At 64.4% G+C, this 26,506-nt stretch carries 19 protein-coding genes and 1 tRNA gene; 9 read left to right on the forward strand and 11 right to left on the reverse strand.

Features of this window, described 5'->3' with window-relative positions:
* Positions 1-27 precede the first annotated feature (27 nt).
* The 3 genes from VGN72_05900 to moaC all read left to right on the forward strand — a co-directional run bounded on the left by VGN72_05900 (position 28) and on the right by moaC (position 2,693).
* Positions 28-486: a gluconate 2-dehydrogenase subunit 3 family protein gene (locus VGN72_05900; protein ID HEV7298881.1), complete on the forward strand. Its 459-nt coding sequence runs from the start codon at positions 28-30 to the stop codon at positions 484-486.
* Positions 483-2,111, forward strand: a complete 1,629-nt coding sequence (locus VGN72_05905; protein HEV7298882.1) for a GMC family oxidoreductase — start codon at positions 483-485, stop codon at positions 2,109-2,111. The genes VGN72_05900 and VGN72_05905 overlap by 4 nt, the downstream gene beginning before the upstream one ends.
* Before the next feature lie 87 nt (positions 2,112-2,198).
* Positions 2,199-2,693, forward strand: a complete 495-nt coding sequence (gene moaC / locus VGN72_05910; GenBank protein HEV7298883.1) for a cyclic pyranopterin monophosphate synthase MoaC — start codon at positions 2,199-2,201, stop codon at positions 2,691-2,693.
* Positions 2,694-3,187: 494 nt separating this feature from the next.
* Here the strand turns inward: moaC and ruvX are convergent, their stop codons facing one another.
* The 4 genes from ruvX to VGN72_05930 all read right to left on the reverse strand — a co-directional run bounded on the left by ruvX (position 3,188) and on the right by VGN72_05930 (position 6,986).
* Positions 3,188-3,634 (reverse strand): Holliday junction resolvase RuvX, encoded by a 447-nt coding sequence (gene ruvX, locus VGN72_05915; protein HEV7298884.1) that lies wholly within the window; start codon positions 3,632-3,634, stop codon positions 3,188-3,190.
* Positions 3,635-3,746: 112 nt separating this feature from the next.
* Positions 3,747-4,856 carry a mannose-1-phosphate guanylyltransferase gene (locus tag VGN72_05920; GenBank protein ID HEV7298885.1) on the reverse strand — a complete coding sequence of 370 codons (1,110 nt, stop codon included), beginning with the start codon at positions 4,854-4,856 and terminating at the stop codon, positions 3,747-3,749.
* A gap of 91 nt (positions 4,857-4,947) precedes the next feature.
* Complete coding sequence (locus tag VGN72_05925; GenBank protein HEV7298886.1) at positions 4,948-6,330, reverse strand: hypothetical protein; 1,383 nt, start codon at positions 6,328-6,330, stop codon at positions 4,948-4,950.
* A 101-nt stretch (positions 6,331-6,431) separates the two neighbouring features.
* Positions 6,432-6,986 carry an acyloxyacyl hydrolase gene (locus tag VGN72_05930; GenBank protein ID HEV7298887.1) on the reverse strand — a complete coding sequence of 185 codons (555 nt, stop codon included), beginning with the start codon at positions 6,984-6,986 and terminating at the stop codon, positions 6,432-6,434.
* Between the two features lie 53 nt (positions 6,987-7,039).
* Between VGN72_05930 and VGN72_05935 the strand changes: the two genes are divergently transcribed.
* Positions 7,040-7,612, forward strand: a complete 573-nt coding sequence (locus tag VGN72_05935) for an ankyrin repeat domain-containing protein (GenBank protein ID HEV7298888.1) — start codon at positions 7,040-7,042, stop codon at positions 7,610-7,612.
* Between the two features lie 289 nt (positions 7,613-7,901).
* On the opposite strand, the gene VGN72_05940 is transcribed toward VGN72_05935, so the two are convergent.
* Positions 7,902-8,654, reverse strand: coding sequence for a class I SAM-dependent methyltransferase (locus VGN72_05940; protein HEV7298889.1), 753 nt, complete (start codon positions 8,652-8,654; stop codon positions 7,902-7,904).
* Positions 8,655-8,736: 82 nt separating this feature from the next.
* On the opposite strand from VGN72_05940, the gene VGN72_05945 reads away from it, so the two are divergent.
* On the forward strand, positions 8,737-10,041 hold the full coding sequence (locus VGN72_05945) for a DUF2062 domain-containing protein (GenBank protein HEV7298890.1): 1,305 nt from the start codon (positions 8,737-8,739) through the stop codon (positions 10,039-10,041).
* 327 nt (positions 10,042-10,368) lie between these two features.
* Here the strand turns inward: VGN72_05945 and VGN72_05950 are convergent, their stop codons facing one another.
* The 3 genes from VGN72_05950 to metH form a co-directional block, all read right to left on the reverse strand.
* Positions 10,369-12,990 carry a S8 family peptidase gene (locus VGN72_05950; GenBank protein ID HEV7298891.1) on the reverse strand — a complete coding sequence of 874 codons (2,622 nt, stop codon included), beginning with the start codon at positions 12,988-12,990 and terminating at the stop codon, positions 10,369-10,371.
* A 174-nt stretch (positions 12,991-13,164) separates the two neighbouring features.
* Positions 13,165-14,982, reverse strand: a complete 1,818-nt coding sequence (locus tag VGN72_05955; GenBank protein HEV7298892.1) for a glycosyltransferase family 39 protein — start codon at positions 14,980-14,982, stop codon at positions 13,165-13,167.
* Between the two features lie 35 nt (positions 14,983-15,017).
* Positions 15,018-18,590 (reverse strand): methionine synthase, encoded by a 3,573-nt coding sequence (metH, locus tag VGN72_05960; protein HEV7298893.1) that lies wholly within the window; start codon positions 18,588-18,590, stop codon positions 15,018-15,020.
* 440 nt (positions 18,591-19,030) lie between these two features.
* Here metH and VGN72_05965 point away from each other — a divergent pair, with 440 nt between their 5' ends.
* The 3 genes from VGN72_05965 to VGN72_05975 all read left to right on the forward strand — a co-directional run bounded on the left by VGN72_05965 (position 19,031) and on the right by VGN72_05975 (position 21,003).
* Positions 19,031-19,621: a DUF3467 domain-containing protein gene (locus VGN72_05965; protein ID HEV7298894.1), complete on the forward strand. Its 591-nt coding sequence runs from the start codon at positions 19,031-19,033 to the stop codon at positions 19,619-19,621.
* A gap of 307 nt (positions 19,622-19,928) precedes the next feature.
* Positions 19,929-20,483: an NAD(P)H-dependent oxidoreductase gene (locus tag VGN72_05970; GenBank protein HEV7298895.1), complete on the forward strand. Its 555-nt coding sequence runs from the start codon at positions 19,929-19,931 to the stop codon at positions 20,481-20,483.
* A 447-nt stretch (positions 20,484-20,930) separates the two neighbouring features.
* Positions 20,931-21,003, forward strand: a tRNA-Gly gene (locus tag VGN72_05975).
* Positions 21,004-21,245: 242 nt separating this feature from the next.
* Here the strand turns inward: VGN72_05975 and VGN72_05980 are convergent.
* From VGN72_05980 to VGN72_05990, 3 genes are all read right to left on the reverse strand, one after another.
* Positions 21,246-21,626: a hypothetical protein gene (locus VGN72_05980; protein ID HEV7298896.1), complete on the reverse strand. Its 381-nt coding sequence runs from the start codon at positions 21,624-21,626 to the stop codon at positions 21,246-21,248.
* An 85-nt stretch (positions 21,627-21,711) separates the two neighbouring features.
* Positions 21,712-22,488, reverse strand: coding sequence for a 5'/3'-nucleotidase SurE (gene surE, locus VGN72_05985; protein HEV7298897.1), 777 nt, complete (start codon positions 22,486-22,488; stop codon positions 21,712-21,714).
* Between the two features lie 371 nt (positions 22,489-22,859).
* Positions 22,860-23,234, reverse strand: coding sequence for a PilZ domain-containing protein (locus VGN72_05990; GenBank protein HEV7298898.1), 375 nt, complete (start codon positions 23,232-23,234; stop codon positions 22,860-22,862).
* A gap of 194 nt (positions 23,235-23,428) precedes the next feature.
* On the opposite strand from VGN72_05990, the gene leuS reads away from it, so the two are divergent.
* Positions 23,429-26,329 carry a leucine--tRNA ligase gene (leuS, locus tag VGN72_05995; protein ID HEV7298899.1) on the forward strand — a complete coding sequence of 967 codons (2,901 nt, stop codon included), beginning with the start codon at positions 23,429-23,431 and terminating at the stop codon, positions 26,327-26,329.
* Positions 26,330-26,506: the final 177 nt, after the last annotated feature.

Raw genomic sequence — 26,506 nt, forward strand, 5'->3', positions numbered from 1 at the left:
AAGGTTTACCATTTGCGGGTGAACCCCATGCTCAATCCCCAACAGCTATCCACCTTGCTTGCGGCGATGGACCGCGTCATTCCATCGGATGAGTTCCCATCCGCCTCCCAAGCGGGCGGGATGACCTTCATCGATCGGCTGTTCCGCACCGACCTCGCGCACCGCACCCCTGAACTGGCTGCGCTGCTCGATCAGATCGATGCCGCGGCTAAATCGCAGCACGATCGCAGCTTCGCCGACCTCGCCGAAGCGCAACAGGACGCCGCGCTAACCGCGGTCGAAGATTCACCGTCGCGCAAGGCATTCGCGTGGCTGGTGGACATCATCAACGAAGGCTACTACGCCGACCCCGCCAACGGTGGCAACGCCGATGCGGTATCCTGGAAAATGATCGGCTACGCGCCGCGCGTGCCGGGCTACGACGGTTCGCAGCAGGTGCTGGGCGACACCGCTCATCCGCGATCATTAGGGGAGAGCGCACGATGAGCGAGTACGACACGATCGTAATTGGCGCCGGTGGTGCCGGCGGCATCGTCGCCGGGCGATTGGCCGAGATGGGCAGGACCGTCCTCCTGCTGGAACGCGGCCAGCAGATGGCCGTCGGTGATGTATCTCGCGACCACCTGCGCAACCACCGGCTGCCCGTGTACGGTCACAACACCGGCCCCGACTTGGACCGCAACCCGCGCGTGCTGATCGACGCCCACGGCCAGCGCCACGAGCTGCGCCCGCACCAAGGGGACTATCACAACAACGCCATGGTGGTGGGTGGCGGCACGCTCGTGTACGGCGCGCAGTCGTGGCGTTTCATGCCGCAGGACTTCCGCATGGCCAGCCTGTACGGCGTGCCGGAGGGGTCGTCGCTGGCGGATTGGCCGATCACGTACGACGACCTCGAGCCTTACTACACGCAGGCCGAGTGGGAACTGGGCGTGGGTGGCGACGGCGACGCGATGGTCCGCCACGGCCCGCGTTCCAAGCCGTTTCCCCTGCCGCCCCATGACGAGACGCTTCAGCGGCGCGTGCTGCGCCGGGGTGCTGAAAAGCTCGGGCTGGCGACGCAACCCGTGCCGCTGCTCATCAACTTCCAACCGTACAACGGCCGCGGCGCGTGCGTGCGCTGCGGCATGTGCGTGGGCTTCTCCTGCCCCACCGATGCCAAGACCGGCTCGCAGAACACCCTGCTGCCGCGCGGGCTGGCCACCGGGCGGCTGACGCTGCTGACCGGCGCGCAGGTCGAGCGCATCGAAACCGACGCCCACGGCCGCGCCACCGGTGTGTGGTACTTTCGCGACGGTCGCCGAACGTTTGCCGGCGCCAAGGTGATCGTTAGCAGCGCCGGCGCGATCGAGTCGGCCCGCCTGCTGCTCAACAGCGCCGCCGACCACGCCCCGCGCGGCCTGGGCAACCACTCCGACCACGTCGGCCGACATTTGCAGGGACACTACTACCCCGGCGCGCACGCTTTGTTCGACGAGATCACCCACGACGGCATCGGCCCGGGTCCGGCGATCGCCACTTGCAACTACAACCACGGCAACAAGGGCATCGTGGGCGGCGGCATGCTGGCCAACGAGTTCATCAAGCTGCCCGTGATTTTTAACAAGTGGAGCTGGCCACCGGGCGTGCCGCGCTGGGGCCTGACCGCCAAGCAATTCATGCGCGACGCCTACCGGCGGACGGTTCACGTGCAGGGCCCGGTGCAGGAGATCCCGCACCCCGACGGCCGGGTGACGCTCGACCCACAGGTGCGCGACGCCGTCGGCATGCCCGTCGTGCGCCTCTCCGGCACCACGCATCCCGAAACGGTGCGCACGTCGCAGTTCATGCGCCAGCGCGCCGTCGACTGGCTGACCGCCAGCGGCGCCAAGCAGGTCTGGAGCGCGTCGCCCGGCCTCAGGCTCGGCGGTGGCCAGCACCAGTCGGGCACCTGCCGCATGAGCGACGACCCGGCCCACGGCGTCACCGACCGCTACGGTAAGGTCCACGGCACCGACAACGTCTACGTCTGCGACGGCAGCCTCCACGTCACCAACGGCGGCTTCAACCCGGTGCTGACGCTTATGGCGTTAGCGTTCCGCAATGCGGAGTGGATCGGGAAGCAGATGTAACACGGGAACAACCCCGCACAACCCGCTTGGACTCCGCCTGCTGACTGGTATGCTACGGACAGTTCGATCCCGCACGCCGGAACGTCTATGTCCAACTCTGACCTCACCCACCTCGACCCCGCCGGCAACGCGCGAATGGTCGACGTTTCCAGCAAGTCCGCCACGGCCCGCCAGGCGATAGCCGAGGGGTACATCGAGATGAACCAGCAGACGCTGGCCGCGATCGCCGAGGGCACCGTGCCCAAGGGCGAGGTGCTGGGCGTCGCGCGACTGGCGGGCATCATGGCCGCCAAACGCACTGGCGACCTGATCCCGCTGTGCCACCCACTGCCGATCGAGAGCGTCGAAGTCGACTTCGACGTGCCGGCGCTGGAACCCGACGAGGGCAGCCAGACCGTCCGCCTGTACGCCAAGGCCATCACCCGCATCGTCGCCAAGACCGGCGTCGAGATGGAAGCCCTCACCGCCGTCTCGGTCGCGTTGCTGACCGTCTACGACATGTGCAAGGCAATCGACAAAACCATGGTCATCGGCGGCATCAAGGTTCTGAAGAAGACGGGCGGGAAGTCGGACATCGGGTGACACCCTTTCGCCCCGCCACGCGCCCTTCTTCTGTAGGACAGGCATTCCTGCCTGTCTCTCCCCCCGTACTTTCTCTTCTGTGGCACAGGCATTCCTGCCTGTGTCTCTGCGAAGCTTCGTATGAATGAAGAGAACGCGAAGGCGCGATCGCGCGAAGGAAGCCGCGAAGAAATGGGTGGCGTGTTGCGCTGAATCCACCTCAACTGCGCAGCGCGAGCGTAGAGATGGATAGCGTGCTCTTTGACAACTGAATACGTGACGCAGTAGACCGCACCTTCCATCGGCTCGACCACCCGATGTTGCACAATGGTGCAAAATGGTGCACGGATTCGAGTTTTGCCTTACCCAAACCGCCGTCGCGGCGCGAAGTCCGCCTCTTCTTCGCGCCCCTTCGCGTCCGCCCTTCGCGACCTTTGCGTTCTCTTTTCACCGATTGTGCGAATACAACGAAGGCCACCGGTCCAGATAATCCAGCGACGTTAGAAAAAGTAGAATCAAACCGAGACGTCGATCGCGGGGAGGCGGCCATCGAGGAAGGCTTGGAGAAAATCCGCGGCGGCCAGCGCGTCGAGCTGTTGCTTCTTTCGGCCGTGCGTCAGCTTCTCACCACCTCGGCGGCGGGCGTTGAGGGATTGTTCAGCCGCGAAGGAACTGAGCCGTTCGTCGACGTACAGCACCGGCACGTTCGCCGCGGTCGTCAGCTGCTCGCCCCACGCCACCGCAGCCCTGGCGGCGGGACCGACGCTGTCGTCCATGTTCAGCGGCAAGCCGACCACCACGCGCGTAACCCCCTCGTTGCGCACCAGCGTTGCGATCGGCGCAATGGCCGCCTCGGTTCCGTTCACCTGCAACACGTCGTACGGCGTGGCAAACCGCCCGCCTTCGTCGCTCATCGCCAGGCCGACGCGCCGCGTGCCGAGATCGATGCCGAGGGTTCGCATGGAGGTTGGGAGATTGCGGAATGCGGAGTTATGGTTGCGGATTGGAACGGGGACCAACTGGCCGACTTCGCTTGCGGCATTTCAATCCGCAATCCGCAATCCGCAATCTCAATTATTGGTACTTCGCCCCGTACCGCTCGTTCACCTTCGCCAGCAGTTCCTTCACGCGTTGCGATTCGCTCTTGGGGCAGATCATGGTCGCGTCCTTCGTGTGGACGACGATCGTGTCGCTCAGGCCCAGCGCGGCGATCAGGTGGCCGGGGTCGTCGCAGATGATGATGTTGTCGTCGGCGTCGACGTAGACGAAGTTGTCGGTCGCGACGGCGTTGTTGTGCTCGTCGGTCTTCAGCGTCTCGGCCAGCGCGGGCCACGAGCCGACGTCGAGCCAGTTCACCACCATCTCAACGACCGCCACGTCGGCCTCACCCTTGTGCTGGCTGGCGGATTCCATGACCGCGTAGTCGATGCTGATCTTCGGCAGCGCGGGGTAGACCTCGTCCATCACCCCTTGCTGGTTCGGCGTGCCCCAGGCGCTGGCGATGGTGGCCAGGCCGATGTGCGAGTCGGGCAAATGCAGCGCCAGCTCGCGCAGCACCGTGTCGGCGCGCCAGACGAACATGCCGCTGTTCCAGTAGTAGCGGCCCGACTCCACGTACCGGTCGGCCGTCGCCTTGTCGGGCTTTTCCTTGAAGGCCTGCACCTTGTACACACCGACGTGCGCGGCGGTGCCGAACGGCAGCGTCTCGCCGCGCTGCACGTAGCCCAGGCCGGTGTGACCGTAGCTGGGGATGATGCCGAACGTCACCAGCGACTTCGGCCGGGCCGCGGCCACTTCGAAGCCGGTGCGGATGGCGCGCTGGAAGCGCTCGATCGGTTCAATGACGTGGTCGGCCGACACGACGGCAAGCACCGCGTCCGGGTCGCGTTTGTGCAGCACGGCGGCGGTGAAGCCGACGGCGTTGGCGGTGTCGCGGCCCTGCGGTTCGCCGAGCAGGTTCTCGCGCGGCAGCTCGGGCAGGTTCGCGTAGACGTCCTCGGCGTAGTTCGAGCCCGTGCAGACGAAGATGCGGTCGGCGGGCAGCATGCCGCGCAGGCGCTCGTACGCCAGCTGCAGCAGGCTTCGGCCACGCACCATCGGCAGCAATTGCTTGGGCGTGTTCGTGCGCGACAGCGGCCACAACCGCGTTCCCGAGCCGCCCGCCATGATGACACCGTATTCCATAGATCGCTTCCGTCCCGTCCGTCCGACTCGCTCTCGCCTGGGTCGCTCGCTTGCAAGACTGGCCACTGAAGCCGTCAGCTTGGCGAGGAAATCACACGAGGTATTTTCCGTCGCGCTTCGCGACCGTCGACTGCATTTTCGCCAGGAGGTCCGCATGTCCCGCCTGACCCATGAGCCCCGCCGCACCCTGCTTACCGAGCGCAACGGCACTGGCCGTGTACGGGTCGACCTGCAACAGCGCCGCCAGATAGCTTACGACCGTCTCGTACAGGTAGATGAACTGCCCGACCGTTTCCGAACTCACCTGTGGGAACAACAGCGTAAGCGTCGGCCGGCCGCTTTCCAGCAGCGCGTGCTCGGTCGCGAGCTTCTGGCTGTTCATCAGCGTTTGCAGGTTAGACCCGTTCATGTGCGCGAGGTTTGGCGCCGATTTGGCGCTGGGCGACATCGCGAGCTTCGAGCCGAATCGTTCGACCTCAAGCATGGTGATGAGCTTGTCGTTGGCGCCCTCGCGGTACAGCTGAACCTGGCTGTGCTGGTCGGTGGCGCCCAGCGCCGTCACCGGCGTCAGACCGACGCCGTTCTTGCCGAGACTTTCGGCCCAAAGCTGGCGGAACCAGTCGCCGAGCGCGTACAGCGACGAGCTGTAGGGCATCAGCACGTTGATCGACTTGCCCTTCTGCATCAGCAGGAAGTGCACCGCGGCGATGAGGGCCGCGGGGTTGGCCATCAGGTCGGGCTCCTTCACGCGCTTGTCCATGTCGCGCGCGCCGGCCATGATCGCGTCGACGTCGATGCCGCTTAGCGCCGCGCCGAACAGACCCATCGCTGACAGCGCGCCGAAGCGCCCCTCGATGCCGGCCGGCACGTCCAGCGTGCGGTAGCCACCGGCCTTGGCCAACTGGCGAAGCGTGCCGTCGGCGGCGTCGGTGGTGACGATCACGTTTTCGTTGTACTTCTTGCCGAGCTTCGACTGGAGCAAATCGCGGAACAGGAAGAACTGCGTCATCGTCTCGACCGTGTCGCCGCTCTTGCTGACGACGTTGACGACGGTCTTCTTAGCCTTGGCGGCCGTCAGGTCCAGCAGCGACTTCACCTGGTCGGGGTCGACGTTGTCCAGCACGAACACCTGCGGGCCGGGGCGCGTGCGGTCGGACATCAGGTTGTACGTGTACGGGTTCAGCGCCCGCTGGAGCGCCGTGCTCGCCAAGGCGCTACCGCCCATGCCCAGCACCACCAGCACTTCGCAGCGATCGCGGAAGTGTTCGACCTGGCGATGGATGGCGTCGGTGACGTCGTCGTCGTACGGCAGGTCGCGATACGGGAGCTTGCCGGCCTTGCGGTCGTCATTGAGGGCGCGGGTGAGCGTCTTGATCTGAGGCGCCAGCGCCTTGAGGTCCTTGTCGGCCACCCCATGCTTATCACCCACTGCAGCGGCGGTGGCGTTCTTCCAGTACAGCCGGATTTGATCCATAACCGTCCCTGCTTCATCGCAAGTGCGAGCCGCAAAGCATACGATTTTTCACCCGCGTTGGCCACCGCCGCAGTCGGCGCAAATGGACGGTTTGTCGGCCGTCACCACTTCCACATCAAACCGACGGCGATCTCGGCGCCGTTCATGCTTGGGTTTCGTTCGGGCCCGTCGATGCGCGCGTTCGACAAATGCCAGTACCGGGCCGCGACCATCAGGTGCGTGCGATCGCTCAATTGAACCGTCGCGCCGGGCCCCACGCGGGTGATGAAGTTGAAGTACGTGCCCGCCTCCGGCACGCGCTGCGATGCCTGGTGGGGACCGAACGAGACGTCCATGAAGAACGTCGCGCGGTCCCACCGCACCACGTGATGCCGCAGCACGCCCGCCAGGCCGAACATTGCCGCGTCCTCGCCCGGTTGCCAGACGCCGGCGGCACTAACCATCGCGCCGAGCGAGACACTATCACTGACGAAGTAGTGCCCACCGACCAAAAGCGACGGAATCGCCGTTGACCCCAGGCCGGCCACGTAGGCGGTCTCGGTGGTCAGCGTGAAGTCGCCCTTGGACAGCCCGGTCGCAGCGACGGCGGTGGTGCTGTGCGCGAGCGTGCCTGCGAGTAGCGATGTGACGAATACTGTGAAAAGTTGCCGCCGCATTTACGGAAGGTAGCATTGGCTGAGTTCGATTAAAACAGCGAAAGGACGGAACCGTGCGGAAGGAAATCCTGTCGATCGGCTTGTTGGTTGGCGCCATGCTGGTGACCGGCTGCGGTGGTGGTGGCAGCAGTGGTGACGGGGGCGTTGCCTCGCTGTCGGGCAGCAGCCCGGTATACAACGCCGCGGCCGTGGGAGACGACGCGGCGATTCGCTCGGCGATCGAGTCGGGTGCGGACGTCGACGCGCCGGGCAAGGCGGGTCGCACGGGCCTGTTCATCGCGATCTACAACAGCAACCTGCGCACGGCCAAAATGCTGCTGGACCTCGGCGCTAAGCCCGATGCCGCCGACAAGAACGGCAAGACCGCCTTGATGTACGCCGCCAGCCGCGGGTTCAACGATCTGCTGAAGGAGATGCTGGCGAAGAAGCCCGACCTGAACGCGCAGGACAAGGGTGGCTACACCGCCGCCCATCACGCCGCCAACATGAACAACATAATCGGCTACAACCTGCTGAAGTCCGCCGGTGCCGACGTCACGCTAACCGACAAGCGCGGCCGCACCGCAGAGGACATCGCAGAAGCCAAGCGTCAACAGATGATGTCGACGACCGCGCCGGCGATGTAATGGCCGGTCCGCGTGTTTTCCTTGTTTGGTCATCCTGAGGTATTCCGAAGGATCTCCCCCGAGTTCGCTTCGGGAAGAGAGAGATTCTTCGAAGAGCGACGACCTCGCTCCGGTCCCTCTCCTGGTACGCCGGGAGAGGCTAGGTGAGGGTGCTTTCGAACTGCTGACGAGTTCCGTCGATCGAAATCACCCTCACCCTAACCCTCTCCCGGAGTACCGGGAGAGGGGACCAAACTGAATAAACACGCTCTCAGGATGTCGAAATGGATCGCTTGACGGCGACTACTGCTTACTTCTCCCCAACGAATTCGGAGAACATGCCGAGGCTCACGTTCCGCCGAACGTTTGTGAACCCCCCTTCGCGCATCGCGGCCAGCACCGTATCGGGCGGCACGCATTGGTCGATCGTTTCCCAGTAGTATGTCCACAAGTGCCGCGTTTGCGGCTTGGTGTGGATGACACGCGACAAGGTCGGCAGGATGCCGCGGAAGTAAGCGCCCATCATCCACCGGCTGGCGGTGCCCGCAGGGCGTGATATCTCAAGAATGCAGACCCGCCCGCCCGGCTTCAGCACGCGATGAAACTCGGCGAACGCGGGACGCAAATCGGGCAGGTGACGCAGCGCGTATCCCATCGAGACGAAGTCGAACGCGCCGTCGGCGAACGGGATGGACTGCCCCACGCCGACCACGGCTCGGGCGCCCATCGTGCTGATCGCCTGCCGCAACATGCCGGCGCTGGGGTCGACGCCAATCACCCGGCCATTTTCGCCGACGATGCGGGTCGCCTCGCGCGCCACCAGGCCGGTGCCCATGGCCACGTCCAGCACGCGCATGCCTGAGGTCAGGCCCGACCGCAACAGCGCCTGCCGGCGATACCACCGCCCGCTGCCCAGCGCAAGAACGCCCTCGACGCGGTCGTATTCGTCGGCCGTCTCGTCGAAAATCTGTTTGAGGAACGCCCCTTTTTCCCGATCGCTGCGATAATATGCACGCAGTTCCGGGTGCGGCGGCAGGGCTGGCGGATTGGTAACGTCGGACATCATGCTCCAGTTTACCCGGAACGGTTAAGCGAAAACATCGGCAGCGTCCGGCGCGGTTCCCGAGTGAAGGTTTCCAGTTCGAATGAGCATTGTTGATCTCCAGCCCGTTCGCCTGGCGGTGGTGGCCCCCACCTATAACAACGCGCGCTGGCTGGGCGACGTGCTGAGCCAACTGGATGCCACCGGACTCGACGTGATCGCCGTGGACGATGGCTGCACCGACGGCAGCGAGCAGATCATCGTCGACTGGCAGCAACGGTCGGCAACCGATCCGCCCCAACGTCGGCACGTCGTGCGGCACGCGAGCAACCGCGGCAAGGCACAGGCGATGCAGAGCGGCTTTGCCGAAGCCCGGCGGCTGGGGTTCACGCACGCGCTGACCATTGACACCGACGGCCAACACTGCGCCACCGACGTGCTACCGCTGGCGGCGCTGGCGCGGCAGCATCCGGAGGCGATGGTGATCGGCGCGCGATCGATCGACGTCGAAGGCTACCCGCGCGGCAGCCGGGTTGGCCGGGCGATCTCGAACTTCCTCGTTTACGTCGAGAGCGGCGCGCGCGTCAGCGACAGCCAGTGTGGCCTGCGCGTCTACCCGCTCGGCCCGCTTGCGAAGGTTCGCACGTTTGCCGGGCGGTTCGGGTATGAAACGGAAGTGATCACGCGGTTCGCGTGGGCGGGTGGCGCGATTTGCGAGTCGCCCATCCACTGCGTTTACCGAGTGGCCGGTGGGCGCACGTCGCACTTTCGGCCGTGGCGCGATTCGGTGTCGGCCAGTCTGATGCACATGCGGCTGCTCGGTCGCGCGGCGATGCCGTGGCCGGTGCGGAAAACGATCGCGCCCAGTGAGGTCACCGGCACGATCGTCGAGCGGATCGCCGGCTGGCTGAACCCGATGCGCACCTGGCGGCAGGTGCGCCAGAGCGACGCCGCCCGCGAAAAACTGGCGCTGTCGGTCGCCGCCGGCGCGGGGCTGGCGGCGCTGCCGATCTACGGGCTGAAAACGGTGATAGGCCTGGCGCTGGCGCGGGTGCTGTCGGCCCCCCCGCTGGCGCTGCTGGCCAGCTCGTCGCTGTTCAACACGCCCCCCATCGGCGCGCTCGTCGCCGCGGCGTCGATCGGAACGGGACACGTGCTGTTGCAGGGCCGCCTGCCCACGCTGGCCAGCTACGACCTGTCGGCGGCGGGGTTCTGGCAGACATTCAAACAGGTCGGCATCGAATGGGCCATCGGCGGGTGCGTGGTGGGCGCGGCGATGGCGATCACGTCGTACGTCGCGGTGCGCTTGCTGGTGAAACGCATCCCGTCGCGCGAGAGTGGACGCCCTATCGAAACCGACAATGCGCAAGTCGCGCCCGCAGCGTTGTCGATGTCTTCTCAAGCTTAAGCGGCCAGCCCCGCGCCGTGCCTCTCGCTCTGTAGTGGCAACGCCTGCGTCGCGCTGCGGCCAAGCCGCAATCTCGTACCATGGGCGACTCGCCCATGTCTTCCACTTCAACCGAGCCAAGAGCACAAGCGGGCCGCCCGTGGTACGAGGATCTCGACGCAGCGCGTCGATCGCGACGCGGGCGTCGCCACTACGGGGGAATGAAAACGGTCCCACCTCGCACGCGAGATGGGACCGTTCTTACTTTTCATTTGCGGGTCGCCAGGTCGAGCAATGTTCCACCGGCATGGCCGTTGAAGCGGCCATGCTGGTGGTCAGTGCACGGCTCTAGTCGAAGTAGACGGCGCTCAGCACGGCACGCTGGTCGTTGCTTTCCAGGTTGGTGATCTTCACGGTCACGGTACCGTTCAGGTCGAACGTGGCGTACTGCCCGTTCACGAAGTTCACCATGTCGGTCTGGGCGATCAGGTTGTTGTTGAAATCGAAGATCTCGATGCGCTGCGCCAGGCGGCGTCGCTGGTAATCGGTCGCGTAGAACGAGACGCGCTGCGGGTTGATCTGGACGCCGAGGTCGAGCGTCAGCGTCATCGAGTCGCGCGTCTCCAACTGGGCCGCGATGCGGTTGGTCGGGCTGGTGTAGCGCTGCACCGCGCCACGGTGCCGCGAGTTCTGCGACAGCACGTCCACGGTTCCACCGGTCTGGGGAATGTTGAACTCCCGGATGGGCAGTGCCGTATCGTCGCGATCGCCGACGATGAAGGCACCTTCCAGGCCGTAGTTGCCGCCCCACATGCCGTGGGTGGTCGCGTCCTGACCGATGAAGTGGCCGGTCGCGCCGACCTGTTCGTCGACGAACACACCACTGATGACGGCGTTGGGACCCTGCAGGCGCGTGTAGCGGATCGTCACGTCACCGGTGACCTCCCACGTGAGGTAGACACCGTTGGCGAAGTTCGAGATCTCGCGCTGGTCGATCACGTTGCCGCCGGTGTCCAGCAGTTCGATGCGCTGGGCTCGGCGCTTGCGGTCGAGGTCGACGGCGTACACGGTGACCTGATGCGGCTGACCATCGGTGAACGACAGCGCCAGCGTCGCCGACGTCGCCGTGCTCAGGTACGAGCCGGACCCGCGCCGGGTCTCGCCTTCCAGCAACAGCGCCCCGCGGCGCGAGGTGACCGGGGCGATCGTGACGACCTCGGAGTTGGTGGGCGTCGCGACGATTTCGGTGGCCGAGAAGTCCTTGTAGCCCACGATGTAGGCGCCGTCGGCGTCGTAGTTGGCGCGCCAGTTGCCGCGGGTGGTCGTGTCCATGCCCTGGAAGCTACCGGTGTTGGCGGCGGCGGCATCGACGAAGATGCCGTTCAGCACGACGTTGCGCCCGGCGATCTTGGAGATGCGGACGATCACCTCGCCGGTCAGGTCGAACGTGACGTACTCGCCGCGGGCGAACTTGCTGACCTGCCGTTCGCTGATCTTCACCAGCGGCGCGTTGACCGGGTCGACCGGGTCGCGGACGAAGACCTCGATGCGCTGCGTGCGACGGCCGCCCTGCAGCTCGGCGAAGTACAGGCTGAGCTGGTGCGTGGCGGCATCGCCCATGTTCACAATGACGTCCATGAAGTCGTCGGCCTGATAGAAGCTGCCGACGCGCGGGGTGGCGGCGGTGCCGGCGATCGACTCCAGCGCCCACGGGCGTCGCCCGGCACGAACCGTGACGACCTCGGCGTTGTTAACCGTGACCTGGTTCGCAGCCAGCGTCTGCCCCTCACCCGGGATCGCGTACCCTTGGGTGCCGTAGGCGGGCTTCCAGTTGCCCTGGGTGATGGCGTCGGTCTTCTCGAAGCCGTTGCGGATGTTCTGCAGCGCCTTGAACGCGTCGACGCGCCCACCGGTGCTGACCAGCAGGGGCAAGCCGTGCGGACCGTCGAGGCTGGGGATCACGTCGACCCCTTCGAGCAGCGCCTGCTTCAACTGCGCCGCCGACGCGTTGGGGGCGATGGACTTCTGCAGCGCCAGGATGCCGGCGACCATCGGCGCGGCCATGCTGGTGCCGCTGATCGTGTTGTAGCCACTGACCATCAACGGTTCCGGCCAGGTGCTCTCGATCTCGAAGCCAGGCGCGGCCACGTGCACCGAGGCCGTGCCGCGGTTGCTGAAGCCGACTAGCTCGTCGTCGGCGTTGGTCGCGGCGACGCCGATCACGTTCGGAAGGCTCAGCGTGAACTTGGACGGGAAGTCCTGAACCGGATCGTTGTTCGCGAAGTCGTTGCCGGAGGCGACGACGAACAGGATGTCCTGCTCACCGGCGCGGGCGATCGCGTGGTCGAAGTCCTGGTTGTACGGGAAGTCGAACCCACCGAAGCTGCCGTTGGCCACCACCACGTTGGCGCCGCGGACGCCACCGGTGCTGATCCAGAGGCGCTTCATCTCGGTCAGGTAATCGAGGCCGGCGATGGCGGCCTCGAAGCTGACGCTCGTGATGTCGCCGATCTTGATCGGCAGCAGCTTCACGTTCTGGATGATGCCGGTCGTGCCGACGCCGTTGTTGCCGGCGGCGCCGACGATGCCGGCGACGTGCGTGCCGTGACCGTCGATGTCATCGGGCACGTTGTCGTTATTGAAGAAGTCCCAGCCGTTGATGTCGTCGACGAAGCCGTTGTTATCGTTGTCGAGTCCGTCGCCGGGCACCTCGACGTCGTTGACGAACAGGTTGGGCGCGATGTCGGGGTGGGTCAGGTCCAGGCCACTGTCGATGATGGCCACGACCAGGTCGCCGCGCCCCGGCGCGGTCACGCTGCTACCGGTGGTAATGTCCCACGCGGCCGGCGCGTTCACGTTGGTGAACCGGCCATCGGAATCGAAGAGCGGATCGTTGGGGATGGCAAACAGGATGCGGGTTTCAAGATTCTCAACGACGGAACGACGGCGGGCAGGATAGGCGTGACCCATGGTGCAGTGATCTCCGGGAAAAAGCGGTGCGGCGAATCTCTGCCGGTGCCGACACCCAAACGCAGGATACGAATTACGATTGGGGGGCCCGTCCGCCGGGGATTTAGGGTAGATTCCGCGCTCGCACAAGTCAACAAAACAGTGGCAACAGGACAACTATAAAGCGCGCATTTTTCACGGGTTGGAGCCCGCGAGTTCTCGGACGTTGCCAATCTCGTGGATGACCTCGCTATCCAGGTCATACCGGTAGACCTGCCGATCCGGCTGACGGGCGGCGTAGTAGCGGAACAGCTCCGCGTTGCGCGGGCCCAGATCGATGGCGCGAATGACCGGGGCATCGTCGGGCCACGCGACATCGGAATTGAACACGGGCCACTTGGCGAACTCGGCGTTATCGTCGCCGTAGTGGAACAGCACGATCGCCGGCGGTTGAACGGTAGCCAGCGCGTCGTCCACCGATTGATGCACATACGGCCACTGCTGGTCATACACGAAACGGTTCGTCTCCGGGAGCGACGTCAGTGGGAGCGTGATGAGCGACCCGATGAGGAACGTCGCCGTCCATCCGCGTGCCGGCAGCGCGGTGGCCAGCACATGCCGCCCCGCCAGCACCAGTAGCACCGCCGCCGGCGCCGCCATGAGCGTGTAGGGGTGCAGGAAGAACGTGTAAAGCCCGTACCCGCCGAGGAATAGCGGCAACACGCTGACGACGACCCACCGCCGGGCGTTCATGCCCAACAGGCCGACCGGCACCAGCGCCAACAGGAACGCGTGCGGCAGGATGCACTCGAACGTCATCGGCACGCGCTTCGACAGCCACGCGTTGGCGATCGCGTCCGGCTGCTGTTCCTTTACCAGTGGCACCACCCACTGGTCGTACGCGTCCTGCTTCACCTTCAGCGCCGACTCCGGCCGCACGGTCGGGTCGAACGCGTGCAGGCCGTACGACGTCTGCGGATAGTCGCGGTCGGCGTACAGGTTGAACGGCGGGCGCAAAAATTGCCCGGTGACGTTGTGGTTGATGAATCCCTGCAACAGCAGGAACGGCGCGCCGCCGATGATCAACAGCGCCAGAGTGCGCGCGAGCGAGCGCATTTTCGTGCCCCGTTGGGGTGCCACGGGCGGTTCGTCCGCCCGTGTTTTTGATCCCGAAGTAAGACACGGGCGGGCAAGCCGCCCGTGGCACACGTTCACCACCATCGCCAGCCCGATCGGCAGCGCGAAGATGAGCGCATCGAGCGGCCGCGTGATCGCGCCCCAGCCGCAGAGGGCCCCGATCAGCAGCGTCCACCGCCAACGGCCCTCGCCGGCGTTGCGCCAGCGCAACCACGCCCATGTGGCGGCCAACCCCAGCAGCATCACGGGAATGCGCGACGCGACCATCGTCGAACAGATGCGCAGCCACATCAGCGACACCATCAACAGCGCCGCCAGCAGGCCGTCGAAGTCGCTCAGCAGTTCTGCAACGATGCGGTAAACCAACCCCACGATCGCGGCCGCCGCCAGCAGTGGGATGATCCAAGGCGCCCACCCCAGCCACACGCCCGGCACGAACATCATCGCGGCGCCAGGGAAGTAAATCGACGTGTAGACCGGCTTCACCAGGATGTGCATGGACTCGAAGAAGTCCGCCAACTCGTGCTGCGGCATCCAGAACCGCCCGCCGGCAAGCATTCGGGTCTGCAGGATATAACTGAAGTCGTCGGCGAAGACCGGCTTCAGCACGCGGCCCTGCGTGAGAGCGGTAAATGCGAGGTAGGCGCCGGACGCGACGATGACGCCCACCGTCACCCATCGCCGCCTTGGGGCCGCGATGGTGTCGATCGCGTCGACGGCGCGCAGTACGGACTGTCGCAGGGGTGGAATCGCCGCAGCGACGCACACGCCGACCAGCATCCACAGCTGAAAGTTCCGTCCCCACAAGCCGTGGCCGACCACCAGCCACATCTGCACGCCCAACACCAATAGCAGCGGCACCGCGACGCGCTGCATCGATCGACTTAGCGGAAGTTGGACCGGCGGTGGCATCACACGTCGAAGTACTTCGCCTGCGGGTGGTGAACGACAATCGCATCGGTGCTCTGCTCAGGGATCAGCATGAAGTTCTCGCTGAGCGTGACGCCGATCGTATCGGGGTGCAGCAGCTGCACGATCTTGGCACGGTCTTCCAAGCTGGGGCAAGCGCCGTAGCCGAAGCTGTACCGACTGCCGCGATAACCCTGCTGGAAGAGCTGCGGGATCTTCGTCGCGTCCTCGCTGCCAAAGCCCAGTTCCTGACGAACATGCTTGTGCCACAGTTCCGCCAGCGCTTCGGCACATTCGACGCCGAAACCGTGCAGGTAGAGGTAGTCCTGGTAGCGGTTCTCCTTGAACAGCTCCTGGGCCATTTCGGACGCGCGATCTCCAACGGTTACCAGCTGCAGTGCCAGCACGTCATACTGGCCCGACTGCTTCGAGCGGAAGAAATCCGCGACGCAGAGCCGCCGTGGCGTGTTTTGGCGCGGGAAGCTGAACCGCAGTTGCTCGCGTGGCGTTCGGTAGGCGGTGATCTCCTTGCCGCCGTGCTTCACGCCGCAGTCGCACTTGATCGGGTCGAACTCGTCGGTGTGGTAGACGATGACGTCGTCGCCGTCGCTTTGCACCGGGAAGTAGCCGTACACCACCTTCGGCGACAGCAGCTTTTCCGCCACCGCCCGCTTCTTCAGTTCCTCGAACACCGGCCGGGCCTTCTCGTCCAGCAGCTTCTCGTAAGCCGCGTCGTCCAGGCCCTTACGCTTGAAGTCCCATTGGCCGACGAAGAGCGCGTTGGGGTTGATGTACGGGTACAGCCCGTTGGCCGACACGTTCGTCACCTCCCGGCGGCCCCAGAACGGGGGCATCGGCACGGGATTGTCCGTGGCCACATTCGACCGTTCCGGCAGGTTCTCTACGACCTTCGGCTTCACGGCGTTGGCACGCAAATCGGCACGGCGCTTGCCGTCGGCCTGTTGGGCTTCGAAGGCTTTCTCACCCTCGCCAGTAACGATGCGATCCATGGTGGATAGCCCACCAAACGCGTCCTTACAGTAGAACAGATGGCCCTTGTACAGGTTGGCCAGCTCGTTCACCGCGTAATCCTTCGTGAGCGCCGCCCCACCCAGCAGCACCGGCACGCCAATGCCGGCGGCGTTCATCTCCTCCAGATTTTCCTTCATCACGGCCACGCTCTTCACGAGCAACCCGCTCATGCCGACGGCGTCGGCGTTCTTCTCCTTGGCGGCGCGCATGATGTCGGCCACGGGCTGCTTAATGCCCAGGTTGTAAACCGTGTAGCCGTTGTTGGTCAGGATGATGTCGACGAGGTTCTTACCGATGTCGTGCACGTCTCCCTTCACGGTCGCCAACACGATCTTGCCCTTGCTGCTGCCCTCGATCTTCTCCATGAACTGCTCGAGGTGCGCCACCGACGCCTTCATCGTCTCGGCGCTTTGCAGCACGAACGGCAGCTGCATCTGCCCGCTGCCGAACAGCTCGCCGACGACCTTCATGCCTTCCAGCAGGATGTTATTCACGATCTCCAGCGGCGAGTACTTCTCACGCGCTTTGTCGAGGTGAACGATGAGGTCGCGCTTCTCGCCATCGATGATGTGGCTCTTGAGGATGTCCTCAATCGACATGTCATCGTACTTCCCGCGCGACGCCTCAGGCTTGGCGCCGCCGGCATCGTCGGGGAACAGGCTGATGAAGTGCGTCAGCGGATCGAACTGGTCACGCCGGCGGTCATAAATCAGGTCGAGCGCCGCGTTCCACTGCTCGTCCGGGATGCGGTTTTTCGGCAAGATCTTTGATGCGTGGACGATGGCGCCCGTCAGCCCCGCCTCGCGCAACTCGTGCAGGAACGCGCTGTTCAGCACCACGCGGGCCGCGGGCTTCAGGCCGAAGCTGACGTTCGACAGGCCGACGACGGTGTGGCAATCGGGCAGCTGCTGGCTGATCAGCCGCGTGCCCTCGATCGTCTCCAGTGCATTGCGGCGGTCTTCCTCGATGCCGGTGCTGATCGGCAGCACGAGCGGGTCGAACATGATGTCGCCGTCGCGCATGCCGTACTTTTCGACCGCAAGGTCGCGGATGCGCCGCGCGATCGAGATCTTCCGCTCGGCCGTGCGGGCCATGGCGTTTTCTTTGTCCTCGTCGATCGTGCCGGCGACCACCGCGGCGCCGTACTTTTTGGCGATGCCGCAGATGTGGGCAATGCGCTCCTCGCCATCCTCGAGGTTCATGCTGTTCAGAATGCAACGGCCACCGGCCAGCTTCAGGCCGGCTTCCATCACGTCGGGGTTGGTGCTGTCCAGCATCAGCGGCACGTTCACGCTGTTCACGTACCGGCGGACGACCTCGTGCATGTCGCGCACGCCATCTCGGCCGACGAAGTCGACGCAGACGTCCAGCACGTGGCTGCCGTCGCGCACCTCATCGCGGGCCATGCTGACCAGGCCGTCCCAGTCCTCCTCCTGAAGCAACCGCTTGAACTGCCGGCTGCCGTTGGTGTTCGTGCGCTCGGCGACGATGAGGTAGGACAGATCCTGGCGGATGTCGGTCGCGCTGATGAGCGATGAAACCTGCGGCTTGTCGATCACATTGCGCGGTTTGGCGGAATGCCCAGCCGGCTTGCCCTTGGGCTTGGCGCCGATGCCAAGGGCGTCGCACAGCATGCCCAGATGTTCCGGCATCGTGCCGCAGCAACCGCCGACGACGTTCACGCCGAACTCGTCGACGAAGCGCATAATGCCCTTCGTGAAGTCGGGCGGCGTCATCGGGAAGAACGCCCGGCCCTTATCATCCATCACCGGCAAACCGGCGTTCGGCAGCGCGCTCACGTAGCGGGGCCAGTTCTCGGCGATAAATCGCACCGTTTCGGTTAGTTCCGGCGGGCCGAAGGCGCAGTTGACGCCCAGCACGTCGATGTCGCGGTACGACGCCAACGACGTCACGAACGACGACGGGTCCGACCCAGTCAGCATCTGCTGCCCCGCGTTCGTGTCGAACGACGCCTGCACCATGATCGGCAGCCGCCGGCCCGCTTCCTTGAACGCAATGTTGGCGGCGGAAACGGCGCACTTGATCGCCAGCAGATCCTGCTGCGTCTCGATCAGCAGCACGTCCGCCCCGCCGGCAAGCAGGCCGCGCACCTGCTCGGCGTAGCTGTCCTCCATCGTGTCCCAGTCGGTCTGGCCCAGCGTGACCAGCTTCGTCCCGGGCCCGATCGAACCAATTACGTACCGCGGGCGCTCGGGCGTCTCGAACTTGTCGCAGGCGCGGCGCGCAATCTCGGCGGCCACCTTGTTGTTCTCGAAGACCCGGTCGAGCATGTCCGCCTCGGCCATCACGATCTTGTTGGCGCCGAACGTGTTCGTCTCCACCGCGTCGCAGCCAACCTCCAGGAAGATCTCGTGGATCTCCTGAATCACGTCCGGCCGGGAGAAGTTCAGCACCTCGGAGATGTTCTCCTGCCCCCACCAATCCTTCTGCACGTCCAACGGCCGCGTCTGAAGGTTGGACCCCATCGCGCCGTCGAGCACGACGACACGCTGTTTCACGAGATCAAGGAATGGCAATCGCACGGGCAAACCTTTCAGCATCTACAACAAAGACCGGAACGGATCTGTCCATCCGTTTATCCGGATTAAATGATATATCCTTGAGGGTCATGTCTCAAGGGGGATGGAGAGTTTAGCGTGCGACGCGCGACGACACGAGGACGTCAGGAGCTCGCCAAGAGAAAAGCCAGTTACCGCCTTGCGCATCACGTGCGGGCCAACGCATGTCATCCCGAAGGGAGCGGTAGCGACCTGAGGGATCGGTATGAGTGATGTTTACCGACCCTGGGAGATCCCTCGAGTCGCTACCGCTCCGCTCGGGATGACAACTGCGCGCCGTGGCGACAGTGCGCATGGCCACCCCATCTGACCCGTCGGATGGTGCCGAATCAGCAAGCGGCCGCTTGCGGGTTCGCTTTTCACGCCTCGCACCTGCGCCGGCGCTCCCGTACACTCGCCATGCCATGAGCACCCCCAACGACGATCTTCTCGGCAATCCGAACGACGGCCCCAGTCCCAACGAGTTCGGGGGGTTTCGGCAGGAGTTTAAGCATCACAACGTGTCGGCCCGCGTGCCGGAGAAGGTGGTGCGCGGGGTGTACAGCACCGGCACCGTCGTGCTGCAGGGGCCGACCGAGTTCGTGGTCGATTTTCTGCTGAACGTGGCCAAGCCGGCGCAGGTGGTGGCGCGGGTGATCATTCCGCCTACGGTTTTCGGGCAGACGGTGGAGGCGCTGAAGGACAATCTGCAGAAGTACACCGACCGTTTCGGCCCCCCGCCGACCCTGCCCAAGCCCGCCAAGCCGCCGGTGCCACCGACGATTCAGGAAATGTACGACGACCTGAAGTTGGCGGACGATCTGTTGCCCGGCGCGTACTGTAACGCGGTGATGATCGGCCATTCCCCGGCCGAGTTCTGCATGGACTTCATCGCCAACGGCTTTCCGCGCAGCGTCGTCGCGGCCCGCGTGCTGGTGGCCGCCCCGACGTTGCCGCGCGTGCTGGAGACGTTTAGCGGGTCGTATCAGCAGTATCTGAAGAAACAGGGGGAGTAGGAATGGCGGAGCGCGGAGTGCGGATTGAAGAATGAAGCGTAAACGCTTGTGGGTGAGTTCCGTGATATGAGCCGCTCCCGAGCATGTTCCACGAGGAGCAGACTGTTTGCATCGTCGGGCCCTCACCCCTGCCCTCTCCCGGAGGGAGAGGGAAAAGTCGCTCGGCGGCATAACACTTTCCCTCGTCCTTCGCGGCTTCCTTCGCGCCATCGCGCCTTCGCGTTCTGTTCAGCCGCGACCGCGCCCTCAGCGATCAGACGAGCCCAACCATTTGCCATCTCGCGTCGACCGCCCTTAAATGGGCCATATGAACGGCTCGCCCATCCTCGTCATTTCCGGAACGAATCGCCCGAATTCCAACACGCTGCGGCTCGCGAACGTGATCCTGTCGCATTACCAACGCCTGAACGTACCGGCCGAGTTGTACTCGCTGTGCGACCTGCCCTTGGCGATTTACGACCCCGCTGCTTACGCGACCAAGCCGGCGGCGTTCGTGCCGGTGCAGCAGCGCGTCGTCGAAGCGGCGGGCCTGCACGTGGTGACGCCGGAGTACAACGGGTCGTTCCCCGGTGCGCTGAAGTACTTCATCGACATGCTGAAGTTCCCCGAGAGCTTCCAGCATAAACCCGTCGCCTTCGTGGGCGCCGCCAGCGGCGCTTACGGCGCGCTGCGGCCCGTCGAACACCTCCAGGGCGTCTTCGGCTATCGCAACGCCCACATCTACCCCGATCGCGTCTTCGTCGCCGGCGTGGGTAAGAAGTTCGACGCCAACGGCGTACTGGTCGATACCGATATCGGTCAACGATTGGCCGTCCAGGCCGAAGGATTCGCGACGTTCATCGGTAAGCTGAAGGCAGCGTAGGTGGTGCGACAGAACCTTGCGCATCAAACATGCGGTCCGTCAAACGAAACGGCCTGCAAGGCCGACGAATGCATCGCCCACGAATGAGCACGAACGAACACGAATGAGAGCCAAACCCATCGCATTCTCCTTCCCGCCTTTCGTGCTGATTCGTGCCAATTCGTGGGCACGCTTCCCTGCTTGATGCGCAAGGTTCGACAGAACCCTCTACGCCGTGGCGCTAGCCGCGGATTCATAGGATTATGGGGTGAAATCCGCGGCTAGCGCTACGGCGCGAGTTGCCGTTCAGACGTTGTGCTGGACGCGCTTCAGGTAATACCAGCGAACTCAGAGCCGAACGCGAGTCCACGCGGATTGCGGATGGAGTCGCCCGGAACGAATGACGATAATAGTCGGCAGTAGTAATCGATTTGCCGTCCGGTTAATCTATTCCGGCCGATCGCCAACGCGGGTGTAGCTCAATTGGCAGAGCAGAAGTTTTCCAAACTTCAGGTTGACGGTTCGAGCCCGTTCACCCGCTTACCCCTCTCTCCTCACAACTCCACGACCTCCCCTGCCGCCCTGTCTTGATGAAGAAGATGAACCGCGGAGACGCGGAGTGCGGGAGGAGAAGACGAAGATAGTGCCGAGGCCGATCCAATCTGATCTTCATCCCTCTGTTTCCGCGTCCTCCGCGGTCAAATCCCCGTTCGCGCGCAACAGAACCGTCGCGTGTAAGGACCACACGCGACGGTTGTTACGATTCATGCGAGAGCGATCAGTTTACTCGGCCGCGGGCACCGTGGTGGGCGCGTTGGCCTTCTCGGCTTGCTTGGCCTTGCGGGCGGCGGCGTCGGCTTCTTCCATGGCGGCGATCTGGGCCTTCTGATCGTCGGTCAGGATGGCGGCGATCTCGGTCTGTTCCTTCTCGCGCAGCGCCTTCATCTCGGCTGCGATGTTCTTGCGAACCTCGGCGATCTGCTGCTTCTGGTCGTCGCTCAGCGTCTCCAGTTGCGAGTACGGCTTGGGCAGCCGAACCTTCCGCTCCTTCTCAACCTGGGCCGGCTTTTCGGCAGTGGGTTGGGCGGTTTCCTCGGCGACCACGAAAACGGCACTGCCGAGCGTGACGGCGACAAAGAGCGCGGTGTACTTGATCCAAGCCATTGAGTTCGACCCCTTCCAAGGGAAATTAACGCCCACGCCCGACCGAACGGCCGAGCCGCAAGCAATAGTGATACTGCCAGAACCGCTAATCGTTGGACAACTTCCACTGGCGGTCGCGCCAGTCGCGCAGCAGCGCGTAGTCGGTCAGATCGAACTGCAACGGCGTGACGGTGATGTACCGGTCGCGGAGGTGGGCAACGTCGGTGTCGGACTCGGTCTGGCCAAGCGTGAAGACGCTGCTGGACCAGAAATACTCGCGCCCGCGCGGGTCTTGCCGGCGTTCGTATTCATCCGCCCAGGGTTGTACGCACTGGCGGGCAACGCGCACGCCCGCGGGCGATTCACCGGGGCGAAGGGGTGGCAGGTTGACGCTCATGCACTTCCCACCGGGCAGGCCGGCGGAGACGATCTGCTCGATCGTCTGCCGGGCGAACATCGCCGGGCGGGCGAAGTCGAGCGGGATCTCGCTTTTGAGGTACAGGCTGATCGCGATGCTCGGCAACCCGAGGAACGCCGCCTCGATCGCCGCTGCGACCGTGCCGCTGTACAGCACGTTGATGCCGACGTTGGCCCCGCTGTTCATCCCACTGACCACCAGGTCCGGCCGGCGTGGCAGGATCTGCGACACCGCCACCTTCACGCAGTCCGCCGGCCGACCCCCGACCGCGGTGCCGGTGAAGGCGTTTTCGACCGTCACCTTCTGCGTCAGCAGCGGCGTATCGAGCGTAATGCCGTGCCCGGTGGCCGACTGCACGGTCTCGGGCGCCACGACGTGCACCTCGCCGAGCTTGGTCAGTTCGCGATACATCGCGACGATGCCGGGAGCGCGAATGCCGTCGTCATTGGTGAGTAGGATGAGCACGCGGGGAGTATAGAGGGGGGAAATCTGAATTCTCAAGCCCCAATGACCAACAAATGACCAACCACCAAACCCCAAGCCGGACAACGTCCTCCGCCAAACCGGTGTAAGGTTGTCATCCCGAGGGGAGCGGTAGCGACCCGAGGGATCTCCGACTGGCGTTAATCGGTCGTCATTCGAGATCCCTCAGGTCGCCAAGGCTCCCATTGGGATGACAATTGGAGGCGGAACGCGATCCACTTCAACGTGGGGACAAATAAAAAGAGCCGCCCATTTGCATGGGCAGCTCTCGGCGGGGGCGGAACATTGCTTGTTGGCCGCGCGGCGTGGTGTGGAACACCGCGGGCCGGGTGATTCGTTGTCCCTGTCGCGACTTAGGCGGCGTCCAGGTGCGCGGCGATGTTCGAGATGAACTCGACGCCGGCCTCCATCGTGCGGTCGCCGGCGCTGCGGTCGATCCAGACCACGCGGGCGGGCATCATGCTGCGGCGGTTGGCCAGGGCCATCCCTGATTCGTTCGGGCCGACGTGTACCGTCACCGTCTCGCCCAACCGAACGGTCGCAAAGGCGGGCAGTTCGATGCGCAGGCCCGTCGCGCTGATGTCGCACGTCTGGCCACCGAAATATCGGCTGGAGGCGGCGGCGAAGATCTTCAGTGGCCGGGTCTGGCGAATCCGCAGACCGCGGCGGCGTTCGGAACCGTCGGTCGCTTCCACATCATCTACGAATGGCTCGGTAAGCGTCATCATCTGGCATCTCCGACAAACATTGCCCGTATCCCCACGACATAAGTGTTATCGGAGCGACTTCATGGGAACTTGGGAAATTCCATCCAGAAAATCGAGAAATCTGCGGCACAGAGCGTAGTGCTCGATAAAATCCGCCTCTGCCCCGCTGCCCCGCCCTATGCCCCGCAGAGCGTTCTCGATTATCTTTTGTCGACATGGGTTACAATTTCACCGCGATCGAGAAGAAGTGGCAGGCGCATTGGCTGGCGAACAACACGTTTCGCGCCCTCGACCCCGCCGACGCCGGTGGCATGCCCAAGGCGTACGTGCTGGACATGTTCCCCTACCCCAGCGGCGCGGGCCTACACGTGGGCCACCCGGAAGGATACACCGCCACCGATATCTTCTCGCGATACCTGCGCGCTCGGGGGTACAACGTCCTGCATCCCATGGGCTGGGACGCCTTCGGCCTGCCGGCCGAGCAGTACGCGGTAAAGACCAACACCCATCCCCGGCAGACCACCGAGGCCAACATCGCCAACTTCCGCAGGCAGATTCAGTCGCTGGGGCTGAGCTACGACTGGGAGCGCGAGGTCGACACGACCGACCCCAGGTACTACCGCTGGACGCAGTGGATCTTCCTGCAGCTGTTCAACAGCTACTTCGACCCACAGGACCGCAAGGCCAAGCCCATCGGTCACCTGCTGAACGAACTGCAGAATGACAACTTCGTGATCGCCCCTGGCGGCGACGTGGTGATCAACCCCACGCAGGAAGGCATGGAGGCGATCAGTGGCGAGGTGCGCGTCGAACGCCTGTGGCGCGAGCTGTCTCAAGACGAACAGCGGTCCGTCATCGACGGCCAGCGCCTGGCCTACACCGATGAGGTGGCCGTCAACTGGTGCCCCGGTTTGGGCACCGTGCTGGCCAATGAAGAAGTCATCGACGGCAAGAGCGAGGTGGGCGGCTTCCCGGTCGAACGCCGGCCAATGCGGCAATGGATGCTGCGCATCACGGCGTACGCCGACCGGCTGGTGGACGACCTGAACCTGCTGCAGTGGCCCGAGAGCCTGAAGGAAATGCAGCGGAACTGGATCGGCAAGAGCGTCGGCGCGCAGGTATCGTTCGCCGTCGCCCCACTCGATGCGACGAGCCCGCGCGTCAGCGAGCGCGACGCCGCCGAGGACGCTGCCGACGAGCTGACGATCGAAGTCTTCACGACGCGCCCCGACACGCTGTACGGCGCCACCTATATGGTGTTGGCGCCCGAGCACGAACTGGTTGACCGCATCACGCCCCCCGAGCGTCGCGAGACGATCGAGGCGTATCGCACGATGGCGGCCGGCAAGAGCGAGCGCGATCGCATGGCCGACGCCAAGGACAAGACCGGCGCCTTCACCGGCGCGTTCGCGATCAACCCAATCAACGACGAGCGCATCCCGATCTACATCGCCGACTACGTGCTGATGGGCTACGGCACCGGCGCCATCATGGCGGTGCCGGCACACGACGAGCGCGACTTCGCGTTCGCCAAGAAGTTCGACATCCCGATCAAGCTGGTCGTCGCCCCGCGGGACGGCAGCGCTCCCGACCTGAACAAGCCGTTCATCGGTGACGGCTTGGCCGTCAACTCGCCGATCATCGACGGTCTGGGCACCGAAGAGGCCAAGGCCAAGATCATCGACACGCTGGAGCGCGAGGACCTGGGCCGGCGGACCATAAACTACAAGCTGCGCGATTGGCTCTTCAGCCGGCAGCGCTACTGGGGCGAGCCCTTCCCGATCGTGCTGGACAGCGCCGGCCGCCCCGTCGCCGTGCCGGAGACCGACCTGCCCGTCGCGCTGCCCGAGATGGCCGACTTCAAGCCCACCGGCACCCCCGAGCCACCGCTGAGCAAGGCCAAGGCATGGCTGGGCGTCTCCATCGACGGCGAGATGTTCACCCGTGAGACGAACACCATGCCGCAGTGGGCCGGCAGCTGCTGGTACTACCTGCGCTACATCGACCCCACGAACGACAAGCAGTTTGTCGACCCGGTTAAGGAACGCTACTGGATGCCCGTCGACCTGTACGTCGGCGGCGTCGAGCACGCGGTGCTGCACCTGCTGTACGCGCGCTTCTGGCACAAGGTGCTGTTCGACCTGGGCCACGTTTCCACCCCCGAGCCGTTCGCACGCTTGGTGAATCAAGGGCTGATTCTGGGCGAGATGGAGCACACTCTGTTTAAAACAGAGGATGGGCAACCGGTCAGCTTCGCCGATGTACGCGACAATCTTCAAGACGGGTCAATCTTCGGCAATCGCAAGAGCGACGGTGCTCACCTGAAAGGCCACAGCGTGGCAGAAGCAGACCTAATCAAGAAAGGCGAAGGCTTCTATCTGAAGTCCGACCCGACCATTAAGGTGTGGTCGCAATCCTTCAAGATGAGCAAGAGCCGCGGGAACGTGGTGAACCCGGATTCGATCGTGGCCGACTACGGCGCCGATGCGTTCCGCCTGTACGAGATGTACATGGGGCCGCTGGAGGCGCAGAAACCGTGGAACACGCGCGACATCATCGGCATGAGCCGCTTCCTCAACGGCGTCTACCGCAACTTGGTCGGTGATGACGAGACCGGTAAGACCGCGACGATCGAGATCACGCCGGTGCCCGAAGCGCTGAACCGCGCGATGCATCGCACGATCAAAAAGGTCGGCGAGGACATCGAGACGCTGCGCTTCAACACCGCCATCGCGGAACTGATCAAGGTAAACAACGAGATGACGAAGCTGACCGTCATCCCGCGCGAGCTGGCCGAGAACTTCACGCTGATGCTGGCCCCCTTCGCGCCGCACCTGGCCGAGGAACTGTGGGAACGGCTGGGCCACCATCGCAGCCTGTCGCGCCGGCCGTGGCCGACGTTCGACCCGGCGATGATGGTCGAGTCGACGCTGGAGATCCCGGTGCAGGTGAACGGCAAGCTGCGCGACAAGATCACTGTGCCAGCCGACGCCTCCGAAGACACGATCTTCGATGCAGCCCTGGCGGCCGAGAAAGTACAGCCGTGGGTGGCGGGGAAGACGATCAAAATGCGCAAGTACGTGCCGCGGAAGCTGGTCAACTTCGTGGTGTCTTAGGGCGCGATCTTTACCACAGAGGGCACAGAGAACACAGAGAGCACGGAGAAGTTGAAGAGAGGCTGCATCGGCCGTGGCATGGGCGTCTCGCCCATGCTTGTGGTGAGGCCAGAAGATGAGATTCAGTTCAACGGCTCTGTCGGCGCGGCACCTAACAAATCGAATCTCTCGTTCCAC

The sequence above is a fragment of the Tepidisphaeraceae bacterium genome (assembly GCA_035998445.1).
In the GTDB taxonomy this organism is placed as follows: domain Bacteria; phylum Planctomycetota; class Phycisphaerae; order Tepidisphaerales; family Tepidisphaeraceae; genus DASYHQ01.

Bases quoted from the DNA above. Each gene is read 5' to 3' on its own strand.
- VGN72_05950 (HEV7298891.1), bottom strand. From the start codon at position 12,990: ATGGGTCACGCCTATCCTGCCCGCCGTCGTTCCGTCGTTGAGAATCTT.
- ruvX (HEV7298884.1), bottom strand. From the start codon at position 3,634: ATGCGAACCCTCGGCATCGATCTCGGCACGCGGCGCGTCGGCCTGGCG.
- VGN72_05940 (HEV7298889.1), bottom strand. From the start codon at position 8,654: ATGTCCGACGTTACCAATCCGCCAGCCCTGCCGCCGCACCCGGAACTG.
- VGN72_05970 (HEV7298895.1), top strand. From the start codon at position 19,929: ATGAACGGCTCGCCCATCCTCGTCATTTCCGGAACGAATCGCCCGAAT.
- VGN72_05920 (HEV7298885.1), bottom strand. From the start codon at position 4,856: ATGGAATACGGTGTCATCATGGCGGGCGGCTCGGGAACGCGGTTGTGG.
- VGN72_05930 (HEV7298887.1), bottom strand. From the start codon at position 6,986: ATGCGGCGGCAACTTTTCACAGTATTCGTCACATCGCTACTCGCAGGC.
- VGN72_05955 (HEV7298892.1), bottom strand. From the start codon at position 14,982: ATGCAGCGCGTCGCGGTGCCGCTGCTATTGGTGTTGGGCGTGCAGATG.
- VGN72_05980 (HEV7298896.1), bottom strand. From the start codon at position 21,626: ATGGCTTGGATCAAGTACACCGCGCTCTTTGTCGCCGTCACGCTCGGC.
- VGN72_05900 (HEV7298881.1), top strand. From the start codon at position 28: ATGCTCAATCCCCAACAGCTATCCACCTTGCTTGCGGCGATGGACCGC.
- leuS (HEV7298899.1), top strand. From the start codon at position 23,429: ATGGGTTACAATTTCACCGCGATCGAGAAGAAGTGGCAGGCGCATTGG.
- VGN72_05905 (HEV7298882.1), top strand. From the start codon at position 483: ATGAGCGAGTACGACACGATCGTAATTGGCGCCGGTGGTGCCGGCGGC.
- VGN72_05925 (HEV7298886.1), bottom strand. From the start codon at position 6,330: ATGGATCAAATCCGGCTGTACTGGAAGAACGCCACCGCCGCTGCAGTG.
- VGN72_05965 (HEV7298894.1), top strand. From the start codon at position 19,031: ATGAGCACCCCCAACGACGATCTTCTCGGCAATCCGAACGACGGCCCC.
- VGN72_05990 (HEV7298898.1), bottom strand. From the start codon at position 23,234: ATGATGACGCTTACCGAGCCATTCGTAGATGATGTGGAAGCGACCGAC.
- moaC (HEV7298883.1), top strand. From the start codon at position 2,199: ATGTCCAACTCTGACCTCACCCACCTCGACCCCGCCGGCAACGCGCGA.
- VGN72_05945 (HEV7298890.1), top strand. From the start codon at position 8,737: ATGAGCATTGTTGATCTCCAGCCCGTTCGCCTGGCGGTGGTGGCCCCC.